The following is a 16,984-nucleotide window of genomic DNA, read 5'->3' on the forward strand; positions in this document are numbered from 1 at the left end:
GCCATCCGGCCACAGGGGCCGCGCGGATCTGCCGAGTCCGCGCGGCTCCGGCATGCCCAGGCGTACGCCGACCGCCCGCCCCCGACGCCGGTCCGGCGCTCGGGGACCGCCGGTCTCTCAGCCGTGGGTGGTGATGCCCCCGTCGACCGGTATGACTGCTCCCGTGAGGTACGCCCCGGCGCGCGACGAGAGGTAGATGGCCGTACCGGCCATGTCCTCCGGCCGCCCGATCCGCCCCAGTGGCACCTGCTGCTCGATGGCGGCCCGGGACCTCGGGTCGTCCAGCGCGAACGCCATCATCTTGCTCTCGAACGGGCCCGGCGCGATCGCGTTGACGGTGATCCGCTCGCCGGCGAGCTGGTGGGCGAGGCTGCGGGTGAGCATGTGCACGGCAGCCTTGGTCGCCGAGTACGCGTACACCTCCATCCACGGCACCCGAATGCCGTCGATGGAGCCGATGTTGATCACGCGGGCGGGGTCGTCGTCGCCGGCCGCGGCGCGCAGCGCCGGCAGCAGCGCGGTGGTGAGCCGGAACACGGCCTTGACGTTCACCGCCCAGAGCTTGTCGAACGCGCTCTCCGGGTACGCCTCCAGCGGCGCGCCCCAGGTCGCACCCGCGTTGTTGACCAGGACGTCGAGCCGGTCGTACCGCTGGCGGATCGCGTCGGCGAGCCCTTCGGCGCCGGCGTCGGTGGACAGGTCCGCCGGAATCGCCTCGCAGCGTCCCTCCGCGGAGAGCTTCTCGGCCACGGCGGCGCAGACGTCCGCCTTCCGCGACGAAATGATCACGTGCGCGCCGGCCTGGACGAAGCCCTGGGCGATCATCAGGCCGATGCCTCGAGAACCGCCGGTGACCAGGACCGTCTTGCCTTCGACCGAGAACAGATCCGTCATGCCCATCCCATCGCGAGTCGCCGGGTCGCCGCCGGCCGTGCACCGGGCGGCGGCCGGTCGAGCGACGACGCGGCACTGTCGTCGCCGACCGGCACTACCGCCGGGTAACGTAGCCCGGCACGGCGGACCGGGACAAGACCGTGCCGCCGCGGTCCGTTGGTGGGCCACACCACGTCGAAGATCCGCGATGCGGCGGAGAGATGCGACGACCTGCGAGGCGGGCTAACGTCGGGTGCGATGCTCTCCTCTGGTCAGTACCCCCCGGCAACGGTTAGCACGGCTCTCCCCTCCGCCGCGGCCGAGATCGACACTCTCGGGCTGGCCGACTTGGCCGGCGATCCCGGCTGGCGCCGGCCGGTGCTGGTCGACCGGGACCTGCTGGTGCTGACCACGAGCGGGCACGGTGACGCCGAACTGGACTTCGAGCCGATCCCCTGCCGCCCCGGCACCCTGCTGCGGGTGCACGCCGGGCAGGTGCTGCGCTGCCCCTGTCCACAGCTGGACGCCACGGTGGTGCGCTGGAACGCCAATGCGCTGCGGGGCCTCGACGTGGATCCGGACGCCGTACCGACCTGGCGGCAGCTCGCCGGCGAGGACGAGGACGCGGTGATCACCGAGGTGAGCCAGCTCGCTGTGGACTGTGCCCGGCACCGGACGGTGCCCGCCGCGCGGGGGCTGCTGCGCCATCAGCTCGCCGTGCTGCTGCTCCGGCTCACGCTGGCCGGCGGTGGGCCGCCGACGTCCCGGCCGGAGGAAGTCACCTTCCACCGGCTCTGCCGGGAAGTCGAACGCCGCTACCGGCACACCCGCCGGGTCGAGGACTACGCGGCGCGGCTGGGCTGCTCGGTGCGTACACTCACCCGGGCCTGCCTGGCGGTGACCGGGCGCAGCGCCAAGCAGGTGATCGACGAGCGGGTGGCCTTGCAGGCCAGCCGGTTGCTCGCGGCAACCGACGAACCGATCGCCCGGATCGGCCGGGGTCTGGGCTTCAGCGAGCCGACCAACTTCGGGCGGTTCTTCACCCGCGAGACGGGGACGAGCCCCGGCGCGTTCCGGGCCGCCCGCGAGCAGCCGCTACCCGGTCAGGTCGTCCGGCCCCGTACGCTCGCCGAGCCGAGCCTCGATCGTCCGCTCAACGCTCTCCCCGACGCCCGGCGACCGCGCTGACTCCAACGTGGACCGGGCGGGCGTTTCCCGATCCGCCGCTACGGGCATCTTCGATCCCGACACGACTGGCATGGCGGGGAAGGGAGCGCGGCGATGGGTGTGATGTTCCGCAAGCGGCAGAAGATCGGGCCGCTGATCCTCAACTTCACCGAGAACGGCTTCTCCTCGTGGAGCGTCAAGATCGGCCGATGGTCCTGGAACTCCCGGGCGCGGGCGCACCGGGTCGACCTGCCCGGCCCGCTGTCCTGGAAGCAGGACAAGTCGCGCCGCTGACCTCCGGAGGACGGGTGGGGTGCCGGTGGCGACACCGGCACCCCGTTTTCGTCGCCGGGTGTCGGTGCTGATCAGGCGGCTGCTCCGGCCGGAGGAGCGATGATCACGTCGCCGCCGAGCCGGCCCCCGACCGGGTCACGGGTGACCACGCCCGCCGTGAGCAGCTCGGTGAGCGCCCGCACCGCGTCCGACGAGCGGTAGACGGTCGCGGTCAGGGCGTGGCGGCGAAGCTCGGTGACCGTACGTGGGCCGGTTCGGGCCAGCTCGGCGAGGAGTTCCCGGCCCAGCGGGTCGAGCTCCGGGTCGGGGCCGGCGTCGGGCAGCCGCCCGGCCGGGTCGCGCAGCCGTACGTCGCCGGCCGCCCAGAGCGCCTCCTTGAACGCCTCCAGGCTCCGGTCCGACCCGGTGCCGAACGTGATCGACGCCGGCTCACCGGCGGTGGGCACCAGATCCACCTCGGTCACCAGCGGAAAGCCCGCCGCGTCCAGTTCGGCGCGGGCGCCGCGGCCGGCGCGGAGCAGGATCTCGGCGGGGCGCCCCCCGGCTGCCGCTCGCAACACCGCGGCGTCCGGGACACCGGGGGCGCCGGCGGCGTCCACGAAGGAGAAGAGTGGGGCGCCGGCCGCCCCGCCCGCCTTCAGCGCGACCGGCAGCCGGCTGGGGTCACCCGGCACCACGTGCACGGCGACGTCGGCCGGCAGCCCGGCCTCGATCGGGCCGAGCCGGGCCGGCAGGTCGGCCGCCGTGTCGGCGAGCACCAGCACGGTGAGTCGGAGCCCGCGCAGCCGGTCGGCCTGCCCGGCGACGAGCCGCAGCGCGGCCTCGGCGGAGTCGACGTCGCGGTGCGCGTACGCCAGGGCCAGGGTGGCCCGTCGGGAACGGTGCTGGGCCGTCGGCAGCCAGGTCTCCAGCTGGCGGACGAGCAGCTCGCGGAGGGCGGCGGCGGTCGGGTCGGTCGGCATCCTGCCGTTCTACCGCATCGGCGAGGCCGGCACGGAGATGCCCACCCCGCCGCGGGTCTGCCCGCCGTAGCGCTGCCGCTCGCGGTCCAGGTCGAGCCGTCCGATGCTCTTGCGTGCGGCGCGGGTGGCGTCGTCGAGCAGGCCGGCCGGGACGAGCCAGACCACCTCGAACTCGAGGCCGTCGGGGTCCTGCCCGTAGAGGCTCTTGGTGGTGCTGTGGTCGGAGCTGCCGACCAGCGCGCCGGCCGCGGCGAGCCGCTCGGCGGTGACGGCGAGCTCGTCGAGCGTGTCCACCTCCCAGGCCAGGTGGTAGAGGCCGACGGTGCCGCGCCCGGCGGTCGACCGGCCGGCGTCCGCACCGATCTCGAACAGGCCGAGGTCGTGGTCGTTGGCCGAGTCGGGTGCTTGGAGGAAGGCGCCGCGGAAGCCGTCCGGGGCCATCTCGACCGGGCGGAAGCCCAGCACGTCACGGTAGAAGGCGACGCTGCGTGCGAGGTCGCTGACGTAGAGGACGGCGTGGTTGAGGCGGTGGATTCCCATGCCCCAACGGTAGCCCGAGTTAGTTGAGCGTTCAACTACCGACGCTATGATGGGTGTCATGACGCGGTGGTTGACCCCGGACGAGCAGCGCACCTGGCGGGCGTTCCTCGCCGCCTCCCGCGGCGTGATGGACGCCCTCGACCGCGAGCTGCAACGGGACGCGGGCATGCCGCACGCGTACTACGAGATCCTGGTCCGCCTCTCCGAGGCACCCGAACGCCGGATGCGGATGAGTGAGCTGGCCGAGCAGACCGGCTCGTCGCGCAGCCGGCTCTCGCACGCCGTCGCCCGCCTCGAGGCGGCCGGCTGGGTACGCCGCGAGGACTGCCCCGCCGACCGGCGCGGCCAGGTCGCACACCTCACCGAGGCCGGTTTCGAGACCCTCGCGGCCGCCGCGCCCGGCCACGTCGAGGGCGTACGCCGGCACCTGTTCGACGCCCTCTCCCCCGCCCAGGTCGACCAGCTGCGCGGAATCAGCGAGACACTGGCCGCCCACCTGACCGGATCCTGACGCATCCACACCGGCGCGGGTCTTGTACTTACCGTCGTCGGATGAGCACGATGGGGCGTGCCCTCCGGCTTCGGCGAACTGACTGACCAGGCGCACCACCTGGTGTCCACCGGCGACCTGGCCGGTGCCCAACGGCTGCTCTCCGACGCGCTGAGCGACGCCGATCCGCGCCCGGCGAACGCCACCACCGAACTGGCCGAGGCGGCGAGCCTCCAAGCGCGGGTCCTGGTCGCCCTCGGCGAGCCGCACTCCGCCCGGGGTTGGGCCGCGTTCGCGTACGCCGCCCACACCCGGCTGCACGGCCACTCCGACCCGCGTACGGTGGCCGCCGCCGCGACCCTGGCCGCGGTGCTGCACCGGGTGGGCAGCCACTCCCGGGCCGCCCGGCTCTACCAGGACGTCATCATCGAACTGACCGCGCAGGACGGGCCGGAGTCGCTGCGGGTGCTCGCCGCCCACGCCGACCTGGCCACCGTCGAGTACGCCCGCGGGCAGTGCCGGACCGCCCGGGACCGCCTGCAGGACGCCTGGGAGCTGCACCGCGAGGTCTACGGCGACGGGCATCCCAGCGGCATCAAGATGCTGGCACGGCTCGGCGCGATGCAGCGCGACTGCGGGCAGTTCGCCGAGGCGCACGACAACCTTGCCCTGGCCCGGGAACTCTGCCGGCAGCACCTCGCCGGCGACGACCCGCTCGCCGGCCAGGTCGCCACGCTGGCCCGGGCCGCCGCCAACTCCGATCACGTCTGCACCGACTCCGCGCAGGCCACGCACGACGCACCGGTCGTCCCCGCAGCCCGCACCCCGTCCCACGGGGACAAACCCGGGTACCCGCAGCCGGAGCCGGAGGGGCGGACCGTGCCGGTGCCGCGACAGCCGGTGGACGACCCGGCGGAGGCGGGGCAGGCGGGGACGGAGCAGGCCTGGTGGCCGCCGGAACACCCCGACCGACCGGCCCGGGAGGACGCCGTGCCGCCGGCCGGGAACGCCGTGCCACCGGCGGTGCTGGCGCTCGGCGGTGGGCAGCAGGAGGCCGACGGGGTGCACCGGGTACGGCGCGACGTCGAGCCGTACGAGCCCTCGAGGCGGCTGCCCGTGCCGGTACCCCGCGCGCCCTCCGCGTCGGGGCGACGACTGGTACCGCTCGTGATCGCCGGGGTGGCCGTGGTGCTGCTCGGCGCCGCGGCGGTGATCGCCGGCGTTTCCGGGGTCGGCGGCGACGACCCGCCACCCGATGCACCCCCCGGCCCGGCCGGCGCCACCCCGACGAGCACGGCCGCGAGCCGGTCCGCCGCGGCGAGCCCGACGCCCCGCATCGGCGCCCCTCCCGCCGGCGTGGACCTGCGCGACAACCGGGACAACGTAACGCTGCGTTGGACCTACCCGCCCGGCGGCGAAGGGCCGGTGGTCATCTCCGGTGGACGGGCCGGCCAGCCGAAGAGCGCCCTCACGGATCTGCCCGCGGGCACGAGCGACTTCGTCGTCTACGGGCTGAGCCCGAGCAACGACTACTGCTTCACGGTGGCCGTCGTCTGGTCGACCGACACCGTCGCCACCGCCGACGAAGTCTGCACCCACCGCCGCTGACCCCCGGCCCGCCCGGCATCCGCGCGCTTCGGTGGATCAGTTGCCGCGGTCGTCGGTGGGTAGGGGCGGGAGGCGGAGCAGCACCCGCAGCCCCGGCTCGGCATCGGCGAGGCCGACCGTGCCACCGGCCCGGCGCACCAGCTCGCGGACGATCGACAGCCCCAGGCCGGCCCCACCGGCGTCGCGGGTCCGCGCGTCGTCCAGGCGGGTGAACCGGTCGAAGACCCGATCGCGGTCCGCGGCGGGAATGCCCGGTCCGTCGTCGGTCACCGTCACCAGGTGGTACGCGCCGTCCGGTACGGCGGTCAGCACCACCCGGGTACGCGCGTGCCGAACGGCGTTGTCCACCAGGTTGGTCAGCACCCGGCGCAACTCGTCCGGGTGCCCGACGATCCACAGCGGCTCCTCCGGCGGCGACACGTGGACCGGCGGTGCCGGGTATCGGGCGGCCACCGCGGTGAGCAACTCACCCAACTCGACCGGGCCGATGCTGCTCGACCCGGCCCCACCGCCGGCGCTGCTGCCCGCCCCGGTCGCGCCGGCACTCCCATCCTGGCCGGTGCCGGACTCGTCGAGCCGGGCCAGCAGCAACAGGTCGTTCACCAGCCGGCCCAGCCGTTCGGTGTCGACGAGCAGGTTCTCGGTGACCGCCGCCCAGTCCGTACGGTCGCCGAGCCGGCGGGCCACCTCCAGTTCGGTGCGGATGTTGGTGACCGGGCTGCGCAGCTCGTGGGCCGCGTCGGCGAGGAAGGCCCGCTGCCGCCGCCGGGCCGAATCCAGCCGATCCAACATTCCGTTGAGGGTGAGAGCCAGCCGGTGCACCTCGTCGTGCGAGGCGGGCACCGGAAGACGGTCGGGTCCGGCGCGTCCGGTGATCTCCTCGGCGCCGCGGCGCAGCGCCTCCACCGGCCGCAGGGTCGCGCCGACCACCCGCCAGGCGACCGCGGCGAGCGCCGCCACGAGCAACGGGAAACTGATCAGGAGGATGGTCCCGACCACCTGAGTGCTGTGCCGTACGTCTGTCATCGACTTCGCGACCAGGACGGTGAGCGGGTCGGTGGCCGTGCCGGCGGGCACCGTCACGACCCGGACCGGGCCGGCGAGCCCGGCCCGCTCCCCCGACACCGACAGTCGCTGCCGGCGGTGCGGTTCGAGCCGTCCGGGGCGGACCATCGGGACCAGGCGGTCGGCGTCGATCGACGCGGCTCGTACCCGCCCCCGGGTGTCGATCACCTGGACCCGGACCTGACCGCCGGCCACCGGCAGCGGATCGGGCAACGCGTCCTCGGCGGCGAGCAGGGCGACCGCGTCCGCGGTGCGGAACGCCTCGCTGTCCACGCTGCGCTGCAGCACCCACCCCAGGACACCGAGCAGCACCAGCCCGCCGAGCGCCAGCCCGACCGAGAGACCGAACACGCCGATCGCCATCAGCCGGCCGCGCAGCCCGAGCGCGGCCAGCCACGGACGCGGCAACGCGCTCACGTGGCGAGCCGGTAGCCGGCGCCGCGGACCGTCTCCAGTCGCTCCCGACCGATCTTGCGGCGCAGGTAGCCGACGTAGACCTCGACCGCGTTGGGCGCGGTCTCCACGCTCGCGTCCCAGACGTGGTCCAACAGTTCGGTCTTGGACACCACCTCGCCGGGGCGGCGCATCAGGTAGTCGAGCAGCGCGAACTCGCGGGCGGTGAGCGCCACCTCCGTGCCGGCCCGGGTCACCCGCCGTCGCGCGGGGTCGAGCCTGAGGTCGCCCACCGCCAGCACGGCCGGGCGTTCGGGCGCGCCGCGGCGCAGCAGCGCGCGCAGCCGAGCCAGCAGCACCACGTACGAGAAGGGCTTGGTGAGATAGTCGTCGGCCCCGCAGTCCAGCCCGTCGGCCTGGTCGTACTCGCCGTCCTTGGCCGAGAGCATGAGCACCGGAAGCCAGTGCTCCTCGGCGCGCAGCCGGCGGACCACCTCGTAGCCCGAACAACCCGGCAGCATGACGTCCAGGATCATCGCGTCGTAGCCGCCGCCCCGCGCCGCGTCCAATCCGGCCGGCCCGGTCGGCGCCACGTCCACCGCGAAGCCCTCAGCCTGCAACCCTCGTTGCAGCGAGGCCGCCAGCCGCGCCTCGTCCTCCACCACCAGCAGCCGCACGGGTCAAGGGTGCCACTGCGCCGCACTGGGGCCTCCTCGCCCTCGAAGCCGGGCGAGGAGGCCGGTGCCGCCGGCCGGGGTGCGGCCGTTCGTACGCCGAGCCGGGCAGGCGTCGTCGATCGGCTGGTCGGGGCGGCGGGGAGTTCAGCGGACGACGTCGTAGACGAGCTTGGTGATGCCGTTGGCGTACGTCTCGGACTCGAGCAGCTTCAACATCTGCTTGTCCTTGTCGGTCTCGCTGAACATCCGCTTGCCGGCGCCGAGCAGCAGCGGGTAGAGCAGCAGGTGGTAGCGGTCGATCAGGCCGGCGTCGGAGAGGTTGCGGGCGAGGGTGGCGCTGCCGTGGATGAAGATCGGGCCGCCGTCGGTCTCCTTGACCTTCGCGACGTCGTCGAGGTTGCGAAGGATCGTGATGTCACCCCAGTTGTCGACGAGGGCGTCCTCGCCGAGGGTGCCGGACACGACGTACTTCGGCAGTTCCTTGAGGTCGGCGAACTCCGCCATGTCCGGCCACACCGGCGAGAACACCTCGTAGCTCTTGCGGCCGAACATCAGCGCGGTGGCCTCCTGGGTCTCCCGGCCCTTGAGCTCGTACGCCTCGGGCACGACCTTGATGTCCTTGAAGGTCCAGCCACCGCTGCGGTGGTTCTCGGTCGGGCTGCCGCCGCCGGGCGAGTCGACGACGCCGTCGAGCGAGACGAAGGCGGTGTAGATCAGGGTGCGCATTCTCAATGTCCTATCCGTTGTCCGAATGGTGACCTCAGTCTGTAGTGGTGTCCCACGCCCGGCCACGATTAGGCTCAGACCTAATCGGGGGGGGTGGCGGATTGATCCACCTGCACTTCACGGCGGCCGACCTGGCCCGGGTACGCTTCGCCGCCTCGCCCCTCACGGAGACCGTCGCCAGCCTCCGTGCGCTGGCCGCCGGGAGTCGGGGACGGCACCTGCACCGTCCGTGGATGGACCGGTTCGCCGAGGGCGCGGGCAGGCTGCGCAAGCGCGACCTGGACCTGCTACGGGCGCTGGTGCCCCCGGCGGGCTACATCCCCGACTTCCTGGTGCCGCCGCCGGGTCGCCGGTCCGCGACCTTCGCGGAGGCCCTCGCGCAGCTCGCCGACGCCGACCCGGAGGCGGTGGCCAGGGAGTTGGCGCACCTGGCGTCACACCGGGTCGCCCAGCAGGGGCCCGGCTGCGAAAGGCGGCAGGCACTGCTCCAGGCGCTGGTGGACCGGCCCGATGCGGGCATCGGCCCGATCACCGAGGCGATCGAGGCGTACCACCGGGCCGCCATCGCCCCACACTGGCCGCGGATCGACGCGCTGCTCAACGGCGACATCGCGTACCGGCTCGACGCGCTGGCCGACGGCGGCGTCGACCGGATGATGAACAATCTGCATCCGTCGGTCACGTTCGCCGACCTGACGCTGACGATCGCCAAGTACTACGAGGGCCACGCCGACTGCGGCGGACGCGGCCTGCTCCTCGTGCCCTGCGCCTTCGCCTGGCCGGATGTCCTGGTGCGGACCGCGCGGCCGGAGTCACCCAGCGTCTCCTATTCCCCGCGCGGTCTCGGCCGGCTCTGGGGAGAGCACGCCGAGCAGCCCGACTCGGCGCTCGCCGGCGTGCTCGGGCAGACCCGGGCCGCTTTGCTGGCCCAGCTCGACCTGCCGATGTCGACCAGCCAGGCCGCCACCCAGATGGCGCTCTCCGCGCCGACGCTCAGCGTGCACCTTCAGGCGCTGCGCGCCGCCGGACTGCTCACCTCGCGTCGGACCGGCCGGCAGGTGCTCTACTCACGGACGGCGCTCGGCGACCAGCTGCTCAGCGAGGCGGGTCGACGGTCCGGCGCCTGAACGTGCCCACCCGCTGGTGTGGCGCGACGCCCGACGAGCGCCCGGATCGGCCGCTCTCAGCACCGTCACAGCGTGCACCAGGCAGTATGTCATCAGGAGGTGTCACATCATGTCCGTCCTGAAGAGCCGTCCCATTCTCCGCTGGCTGGTGCCGGCGGCCGCCGCGGTCACCGTGATCGGCGGTGGTGCCGCGGTCGGCACGTTCGCCGCCGAGGCCGAACCGAGCCTGCCGCCCCGCACCGCCGCGCAGCTCCTGGTAGACCTGCAGACCTCCCAGCTGGAAGGGCTCTCCGGCACCGTCGTGCAGCGGGCCGACCTGGGCCTGCCGCCGATCGCGGGCCTCGCCGCCGGCAGCAACGAGCTGGCCGCGTTGGCCAGCGGTACGCACACCCTGCGGGTCTGGCACTCCGGGCCGGACCGGCAGCGGATCGCGCTGCTGGACACGCTCGGCGAGCGTGACCTGATCCGCGACGGGCGGGACCTGTGGACCTGGGACAGCCGCGGCAACACGGCGACCCACCGCACGCTGGGCAGCGCGGCCGCCGGGAAGCACGGGACCGGCGACGCCGCGCCGGAGCTGCCGGCCACGCCTCAGCAGGCCGCCGACCAGGCGCTCGCCGCCATCGACCCGAGCACCGCGGTCAGCGTCGGGCGCGCCGCGACGGTCGCCGGGCGGGAGGCGTACGAGCTGGTGCTGGAGCCGCGCGACGAGGCATCGCTGGTCCACCAGGTGCGGATCGCCATCGACGCCGACGAGCACATCCCGCTGCGGTTCGAGATCTTCGCCACCGGCAGCGACCAGCCGGCGTTCGAGGTCGCGTTCACCCAGGTCGACTTCCAGCGCCCGGACGCCGACCAGTTCAGCTTCAACCCGCCGCCCGGCGTGACGGTGCAGGAGGAGAAGGCCGACCGGACGGACCGTCCGGCGCCCCGGTCCGGGATGCCGGAGCACCCGCAGGTGCGTACGGTCGGGACCGGCTGGACCACGGTGCTGGTGGCGCAGGTCGGCGCGAAGGGCGCCGCCGGCGCCAAGAGCCCGGCCGGCGGTGAGATCGCCGGCGTGCTCGGCTCGTTGCCGGAGGTCAGCGGCGCCTGGGGCAGCGGACGGCTGTTCACCGCGAAGCTGTTCAACGTGCTGCTCACCGACGACGGCCGGGTGCTGGCCGGGGCGGTGACCCCGGAGCGGCTCTACGAGGCGGCCCGCGGCTGACCCTGGCCGCCCGCCCGACTCGGCGGGGGTGACATCGAGAGACGACGGCGCCGCCGGCACATCACCGGCGGCGCCGTCGCACATACCGGACCGGTGGCGACCCCCACCGGTCCGTTCGTTTGGCCGGGACGGCGGCGGCACGCTATCTTTCAGAATTCAGGCACAAAAAAGAACGGCTGAAAAATGCCGTTCTCGCGTCAATCATAGTTTCTAGGGAGACGGCTTGTCAAGGCACTCCGGCGGTACCGGCGAATTGCCGCTCGACGACGAGATCGGCCGCGAGCAGGAGTACGTCTCCGTGCTCTACCAACGCCTCGACCAGCTTCGTGAGCAGGCCGCCAGCCGGCTCACCGATGAGCTACGGACGACCGGCGGCACCCTCCAGGCCCGCTCCCAGCGCGACAGTTCCGTACGCATGTACGCCGAACAGGTCGAGCAGCTCTCCGCCGTCGAGAACGGGCTCTGTTTCGGCCGGCTCGACGGCGAGGACGGTTCGCGCCGCTACATCGGCCGGATCGGCATCTTCGACACCAGCGGCGACTACGACCCGCTGCTGATGGACTGGCGGGCCCCGGCGGCCCGCCCGTTCTACCTCGCCACGGCCGCCAACCCGCAGGGCCTACGGCGCCGACGGCACCTGCGTACGCGCCAGCGCAAGGTGACGGGCCTCAACGACGAGGTGCTGGACATCAACACCGCCTCCCCCACGGCACACGAGGAGCTGACCGGTGAGGCGTCGCTGCTGGCGGCCCTGAATGCCGGGCGCAGCGGCCGGATGCGGGACATCGTCGAGACCATCCAGGTCGAGCAGGACAAGATCATCCGCGCCGATCTTCCCGGCGTCCTCGTGGTCCAGGGCGGCCCGGGCACCGGCAAGACCGCCGTCGCGCTGCACCGGGCCGCGTACCTGCTCTACACGCACCGGCGCGAGCTCTCCACCCGGGGCGTGCTGCTGCTCGGCCCGAACGCCACGTTCCTGCGCTACATCTCCCACGTGCTTCCGGCACTGGCCGAGACCGGTGTGCTGCTGCGTACCCAGGCCGATCTCTTCCCCGGCGTACAGGCACGCCGCGTCGAGCCCGCCGAGACCGCGGCGCTCAAGGGCCGTGCGGTGATGGTCGAGGTGCTGGCGGCCGCGGTCCGGGACCGGCAGCGGGTGCCGGACGAACCGATGGAAATCGAGATGGAGCGGGAAGCGCTCACCCTGGACCCCGAGACGGTACGCGGGGCCCGGGATCGCGCCCGCCGCACCGGCCGACCGCACAACCTGGCCCGGGCGCTCTTCGACGTCGAGATCGTCCACGCACTCGCCGAGCAGGTGGCCGAGCGCATCGGCGCCGATCCGCTGGGCGGCGAGAACCTGCTCGACGAGGCCGACCGCGCCGAGATCCGCCGCGAGCTGCGGGAGGAACCGGAGATTCAGGCGGCGTTGGACGAGCTGTGGCCGGTGCTCAGCCCGCAGCGACTCCTCGCCGACCTGTACGCCGACCCGGACCGGATCGCCACCGCGGCCCCGATGCTGACCGCGGACGAGCGGACGCTGCTGCACCGGGAGCCGGGCGGCTGGACGCCGGCCGACGTGCCGCTGCTCGACGAGGCCGCCGAACTGCTCGGCGAGGACGAGCGCGAGGCGGCGGCCGTCCGCGAGCGCATCCGCTCGCTGCAACGGGAGTACGCCGAAGGCGTACTGGAGATCGCCCGGGGCTCACGCTCGATCGACGTGGAGGACGAGGCCGACGGCGGTGAGATCCTCGGCGTGACCGACCTGATCGACGCGGAGCGGCTGCTGGAACGGCAGGAGGAGACCGACCGGCTGACCACCGCGCAGCGAGCGGCGGCCGACCGGAAGTGGGCCTTCGGACACGTCATCGTGGACGAGGCGCAGGAGTTGTCACCGATGGCCTGGCGCCTGCTGATGCGCCGCTGCCCGAGCCGGTCGATGACCATCGTGGGCGACGTGGCGCAGACGGGCGCGCTCACCGGCACCCGGTCCTGGCGGGAGGCCCTGGCGCCGTACGTGGCCGACCGGTGGCGGCTGACCGAGCTGACCGTCAGCTACCGCACCCCGGCGGAGATCATGGCGGTCGCCGCCGACCTGCTCACCGAGATCGACCCGACGCTGACCCCGCCCCGCTCCGTACGTGCCAGCGGCGTACCGCCGTGGGACCGCACGGTCGCCGCGGGCCGGCTGACCGCCGAGCTGGTCGACGCGGCGGCCCGGGAGGCGGCCGGCCTGGGCGACGGCCGGCTCGGTGTGATCGTCCCGGCCGGCCTGGTCGACGAGTTGGGGGCGACGCTCACGGCGGCGCTGCCGGAGGCCGCCATCGGCGACAACCCCGAGCTGGAGAGCCGGGTGGTCGTCCTCACCGTGGCGCAGGCGAAGGGACTCGAGTTCGACTCCGTGCTGGTGATCGACCCGGACCTGATCGTGGCCGAGTCGCCGCGCGGCCGCAGTGATCTCTACGTCGCCCTCACCCGCGCCACCCAACGCCTCGGCGTCCTCCGCCCGACCACGACGGCCTGACGGAGGACACCCACCGGTTGATCATGAGGTTGACGTGGACTTTCGCTCTCCGACAGCCCCGCCAACCTCGTGGTCACCGGGACGGGTCCGTCTCGGTGGTGAAGTTGCCCACCTGACTGGCGCTGCTGGACTGGTCACTTGTGGAGCCACTGGCCGGAGTGCTCATGCCACCGGTGGTGGCGTCCCCAGTGGTCGTCGGCGCCACCTTGCCGCGGTGTTTCTCCGGCTGCCGCGCCACCCGCCGTACGCTGGCCGGGCCGGCGGTGCCGCCGGTCGTGGTGACCGCTCCCTGCCCGCCGACGGGGCCGCCGTCGCGGAGCACGGTCGGGTCGATCCGCTCGTGTGCCGGGTCGTCCGGATCGACATCCTGAATCGCCCGCTGCACGTCCGTGCGCGGCACCGTCACCTCGTCGACGGCACCCTTGCCGTAGATCCCGCCGGCGATGCGTTCCTCGGCCCGCCGGGCGGCCTCCTGTCGCAGGTCATCTTCACGCACGTCAAACCACCTCGCAGAAACGTCGGTCTCGCTGCGTGCCCGCCACCGGGGACGTCAAACACCACGCCCGGGCCGGGGATCCCGCGGCTCACAGCGACGGACGACCCGAGCCGGAGCCGGCGCCGCAAAGGACGCCGTCGCGCCGAACGCCCAGCCGGCACGACGAACCTCCATCGGGAGGAGGTCCCGCGCACAACCGCCGATTCGCGCCGACGTACCACGCCGGTGGTGCCCGCCCGGACGCCAACCGGTGTCGGCGCGACGCACGCTACCGCCGATTTCCGGCCCGGCACCGGGTGTTACCTCTCCCCGAGCCTCGGGTAGTCGGTGAGCGTCCCCGCCACGAGACCCGAAACCATGCCGTGGCCGAAACGCGGTAGCGGGGCGGGGCAGCGCACGACTCATCGCATCCTGAGGAGGACAAGATGAGCACCCAGGCTGCATCCACCAGGCCGATGAACCGACCGGCCGCCGACATCCAGAACCGTCAGGCGATGCAGGAGACGCCGACCCGTCCGATGCCGGTCGTCAGTGACGGGCATCGGGAGCAGATGCCGCAGACCGGCACCGAGACCAAGCAGGCGTTCCTCACCACGGAATTCTGGATCTACGCCGTGGTGATGGCGGGCGTGGTGATCGCCGCGTTCTGGGGCGGTTCGGACACCAACGGGTTGAACATCAACAACCCGGTTCAGTCGTGGTGGATCATCGCCGCGCTGACCGCCGGTTACCTGGTGAGCCGAGGTCTCTCGAAGGCCGGGTCGCCGAAGCGGTCGCTCAGCGAGCGGCGCACCGGCCGGCGTTGACGCCTCGTACGGACGGCGGCCTCCGGGAACTCCCGGAGGCCGCCGTCATGCGCGTTCCACATGCGAACCCGATGGACCTACTCGTCGAAGCCGAGGTCCTCACCGGAGTCGCCCTCGAAAGCATCCTCGATCAGTTCCCCGGCGACCAGGCCACCGGCGACGCCGAGCGCCCCGGCGGCGAGCATCCCGCCCACCCCCGGGCCACGCCCGTGTCCGTGGTGCCCGTGGTGGCCGCCGTACGCCGGGGCGTGCCCGAAGCCACCGGCGCGCATGCTGCCGTAGTGCGAGGTCGTCTCGCGCAGCCAGCCGTCGACGACCTGCGTCCAGTCGAGCCGGTCGGCGTCGGCGTGCGCGACCTGGTAGCGGCCGTAGCTGTCGTGCCCGGAGCTGAGGAAGCCGCCCCGCTTGTCACACTCCAGCACCACGTCGACGCCGTACTGGTTGGTCACGAAGGTCAGCTCGACCTCACGGACCGTCTGCGCGTACTGCGGCGCCGCGAAGAACTCGATCTCCTGGTAAAACGGCAGCGTCTGCTGCAAGCCGTAGATGTGACCGCGTTCGAGGTCGGCGTTCTTGAACTGGAAGCCGAGGCGCTGGAACGCGTCGAGGATCCGCTCGTGCACCGGCAGCGGGTGTACCGCCACCTGGTCCAGGTCGCTCTTGTCCACCGCCCGGGCCACCGCCACCTCGGTACGCAGACCCATCGTCATGCCGCGCAGCCGCTGGCCGTAGACGTCGGTGATCGGCGTCTCCCACGGCACCGGGAGCTGGAACGGGATGGCCAACTGCTGCTTCGGGGCCAGTTCCAGCGGGCCGCTGACCACCATGCGGTGGAACTCCACAGCGCCCGCGTACTCGGTGTCGTGCCCCTCGATCTCGACCCGGGTGACGAGGCCGAGCACCACCTGCTCGATCTTCGCCTGCGTTTCCCCGCCGAGCAGGTTGACCTGCCCGTCGAGGCTCAGACCGGGGCGGGTGTTCGGGTTGTTCAGCACCGTGTCGACGCTGGGGCCGCCCACACCGAACGCGCTCATCATCTTCTTGAAGACCATCGGAACTCCCGTGAGACCGCGGAGGGCTCCACCGTGGAGCCGGACGTTGCTCGATCGCACCCTATCCAGCAGCCCTGTGAGGTCCCTGTGAAGCGCGCCGGGCCGGCGGTGAACCGGCGCGGGTTCCGGAGCCCGCCGGCGGCGACGGCAGGCAGGGCACCCGCTCGCCGAACCGGTGCTACGCCGGCTCGACGAGGATCAGCTCACCGACCTGCTCACCGATGAGCGTCCGCCCCTCCGGGGGCAGCCCGGTGTCGGTGATCAGAATGTCGGCGGCCTCCAGCGCCGCGATGGTGGCGATGCCGATCGTCTCCCACTTCGTGTGGTCGGCGAGCACGACCAACCGGCGGGCCGAGCCGACGAGGCACCGGTTGACGCCCGCCTCGAGCAGGTTCGGCGTGGTGAAGCCCGTACGGGGGCTCATCCCGTGCACGCCGAGGAAGAGCAGGTCGACGTTGAGCGTGCCGATCGCCGACTCGGCCACCGGTCCGGTGAGCGCGTCCGAGGGCGTACGGATACCGCCGGTCAGCACGACCGTCTGGTCGGCCCGGGGATCCTGGTAGAGAGCGTCGGCCACCGGGATCGAGTTGGTCACCACGGTGAGGCCGCGTACCTCGGCGAGCAGCCGGGCCAGCGCCGCGGTGGTCGTACCGGCGGAGAGCGCCACGGCCATGCCGGGCTCCACGAGCGAGGCGGCCCGCCGGGCGATGGCCCGCTTCTCGGCCTGCTGGCGGATCGACTTCGCCGCGAATCCCGGCTCTTCGGCGGAGCCCGGGCCGGCCAGCGTCGCACCACCGTGCACCTTGTCCACCAGGCCGCGTTCGGCCAGCACCTCCAGGTCCCGCCGGATGGTCATGTCCGACACGCCGAACCGGCTCACCAGGTGGCTGACCCGGACGCCGCCGTGCTGCCGGATCAGATCGAGGATGGCACTCTGCCGCTGCTGGGCGAGCATCCGGTCAACCTCCCGTCGA

The 16,984-nt window shown here is 73.0% G+C and carries 17 protein-coding genes; 8 read left to right on the top strand and 9 right to left on the bottom strand.

Going from position 1 to position 16,984, the window contains the following annotated elements; translation table 11 throughout:
* Positions 1-117: 117 nt before the first annotated feature.
* A complete protein-coding gene (locus tag ABZS42_RS12525; RefSeq protein ID WP_355144549.1) occupies positions 118-894 on the bottom strand; it encodes a glucose 1-dehydrogenase in 777 nt (258 codons plus the stop codon).
* A gap of 237 nt (positions 895-1,131) precedes the next feature.
* On the opposite strand from ABZS42_RS12525, the gene ABZS42_RS12530 reads away from it, so the two are divergent.
* Both ABZS42_RS12530 and ABZS42_RS12535 read left to right on the top strand, forming a co-directional pair.
* On the top strand, positions 1,132-2,061 hold the full coding sequence (locus ABZS42_RS12530) for an AraC family transcriptional regulator (protein ID WP_355144551.1): 930 nt from the start codon (positions 1,132-1,134) through the stop codon (positions 2,059-2,061).
* 93 nt (positions 2,062-2,154) lie between these two features.
* Positions 2,155-2,334, top strand: coding sequence for a DUF4236 domain-containing protein (locus tag ABZS42_RS12535; RefSeq protein ID WP_076471474.1), 180 nt, complete (start codon positions 2,155-2,157; stop codon positions 2,332-2,334).
* A gap of 71 nt (positions 2,335-2,405) precedes the next feature.
* Here ABZS42_RS12535 and ABZS42_RS12540 read toward each other — a convergent pair whose 3' ends face one another.
* Both ABZS42_RS12540 and ABZS42_RS12545 read right to left on the bottom strand, forming a co-directional pair.
* Positions 2,406-3,296, bottom strand: a complete 891-nt coding sequence (locus ABZS42_RS12540; RefSeq protein WP_355144553.1) for a hypothetical protein — start codon at positions 3,294-3,296, stop codon at positions 2,406-2,408.
* Between the two features lie 9 nt (positions 3,297-3,305).
* Positions 3,306-3,836 carry a VOC family protein gene (locus ABZS42_RS12545; protein WP_355144555.1) on the bottom strand — a complete coding sequence of 177 codons (531 nt, stop codon included), beginning with the start codon at positions 3,834-3,836 and terminating at the stop codon, positions 3,306-3,308.
* 49 nt (positions 3,837-3,885) lie between these two features.
* Here ABZS42_RS12545 and ABZS42_RS12550 point away from each other — a divergent pair, with 49 nt between their 5' ends.
* Together ABZS42_RS12550 and ABZS42_RS12555 are read left to right on the top strand one after the other, a co-directional pair.
* Positions 3,886-4,347: a MarR family transcriptional regulator gene (locus ABZS42_RS12550; protein ID WP_355144557.1), complete on the top strand. Its 462-nt coding sequence runs from the start codon at positions 3,886-3,888 to the stop codon at positions 4,345-4,347.
* 57 nt (positions 4,348-4,404) lie between these two features.
* Complete coding sequence (locus ABZS42_RS12555) at positions 4,405-5,934, top strand: tetratricopeptide repeat protein (protein WP_355144559.1); 1,530 nt, start codon at positions 4,405-4,407, stop codon at positions 5,932-5,934.
* 36 nt (positions 5,935-5,970) lie between these two features.
* Here the strand turns inward: ABZS42_RS12555 and ABZS42_RS12560 are convergent, their stop codons facing one another.
* The 3 genes from ABZS42_RS12560 to ABZS42_RS12570 all read right to left on the bottom strand — a co-directional run bounded on the left by ABZS42_RS12560 (position 5,971) and on the right by ABZS42_RS12570 (position 8,795).
* Positions 5,971-7,362, bottom strand: coding sequence for an ATP-binding protein (locus tag ABZS42_RS12560; RefSeq protein WP_355144743.1), 1,392 nt, complete (start codon positions 7,360-7,362; stop codon positions 5,971-5,973).
* Positions 7,363-7,412: 50 nt separating this feature from the next.
* Positions 7,413-8,069 carry a response regulator transcription factor gene (locus ABZS42_RS12565; protein WP_355144561.1) on the bottom strand — a complete coding sequence of 219 codons (657 nt, stop codon included), beginning with the start codon at positions 8,067-8,069 and terminating at the stop codon, positions 7,413-7,415.
* A gap of 144 nt (positions 8,070-8,213) precedes the next feature.
* Positions 8,214-8,795: a dihydrofolate reductase family protein gene (locus tag ABZS42_RS12570; RefSeq protein WP_355144563.1), complete on the bottom strand. Its 582-nt coding sequence runs from the start codon at positions 8,793-8,795 to the stop codon at positions 8,214-8,216.
* A gap of 101 nt (positions 8,796-8,896) precedes the next feature.
* Between ABZS42_RS12570 and ABZS42_RS12575 the strand changes: the two genes are divergently transcribed.
* The 3 genes from ABZS42_RS12575 (at position 8,897) to ABZS42_RS12585 (ending at position 13,656) form a co-directional block, all read left to right on the top strand.
* On the top strand, positions 8,897-9,922 hold the full coding sequence (locus ABZS42_RS12575; protein ID WP_355144565.1) for a DUF5937 family protein: 1,026 nt from the start codon (positions 8,897-8,899) through the stop codon (positions 9,920-9,922).
* Between the two features lie 109 nt (positions 9,923-10,031).
* Positions 10,032-11,132 (top strand): sigma-E factor regulatory protein RseB domain-containing protein, encoded by a 1,101-nt coding sequence (locus ABZS42_RS12580; protein WP_355144567.1) that lies wholly within the window; start codon positions 10,032-10,034, stop codon positions 11,130-11,132.
* A gap of 223 nt (positions 11,133-11,355) precedes the next feature.
* Complete coding sequence (locus ABZS42_RS12585; protein WP_355144569.1) at positions 11,356-13,656, top strand: ATP-binding domain-containing protein; 2,301 nt, start codon at positions 11,356-11,358, stop codon at positions 13,654-13,656.
* 73 nt (positions 13,657-13,729) lie between these two features.
* Here ABZS42_RS12585 and ABZS42_RS12590 read toward each other — a convergent pair whose 3' ends face one another.
* Entirely contained in the window at positions 13,730-14,152 is a 423-nt protein-coding gene (locus tag ABZS42_RS12590; RefSeq protein WP_355144571.1) for a hypothetical protein, read from the bottom strand.
* Between the two features lie 425 nt (positions 14,153-14,577).
* Between ABZS42_RS12590 and ABZS42_RS12595 the strand changes: the two genes are divergently transcribed.
* The gene (locus tag ABZS42_RS12595; RefSeq protein ID WP_355144573.1) at positions 14,578-14,958 is read left to right on the top strand and encodes a hypothetical protein; all 381 of its coding nucleotides are present in this window, start codon (positions 14,578-14,580) and stop codon (positions 14,956-14,958) included.
* A 77-nt stretch (positions 14,959-15,035) separates the two neighbouring features.
* Here the strand turns inward: ABZS42_RS12595 and ABZS42_RS12600 are convergent, their stop codons facing one another.
* On the bottom strand, positions 15,036-16,010 hold the full coding sequence (locus ABZS42_RS12600; protein ID WP_355144575.1) for a sporulation protein: 975 nt from the start codon (positions 16,008-16,010) through the stop codon (positions 15,036-15,038).
* 178 nt (positions 16,011-16,188) lie between these two features.
* On the bottom strand, positions 16,189-16,965 hold the full coding sequence (locus ABZS42_RS12605) for a DeoR/GlpR family DNA-binding transcription regulator (protein WP_355144577.1): 777 nt from the start codon (positions 16,963-16,965) through the stop codon (positions 16,189-16,191).
* Positions 16,966-16,984: the final 19 nt, after the last annotated feature.

Source organism: Micromonospora sp. NPDC005367 (assembly GCF_040606825.1).
Lineage (GTDB): Bacteria > Actinomycetota > Actinomycetes > Mycobacteriales > Micromonosporaceae > Micromonospora.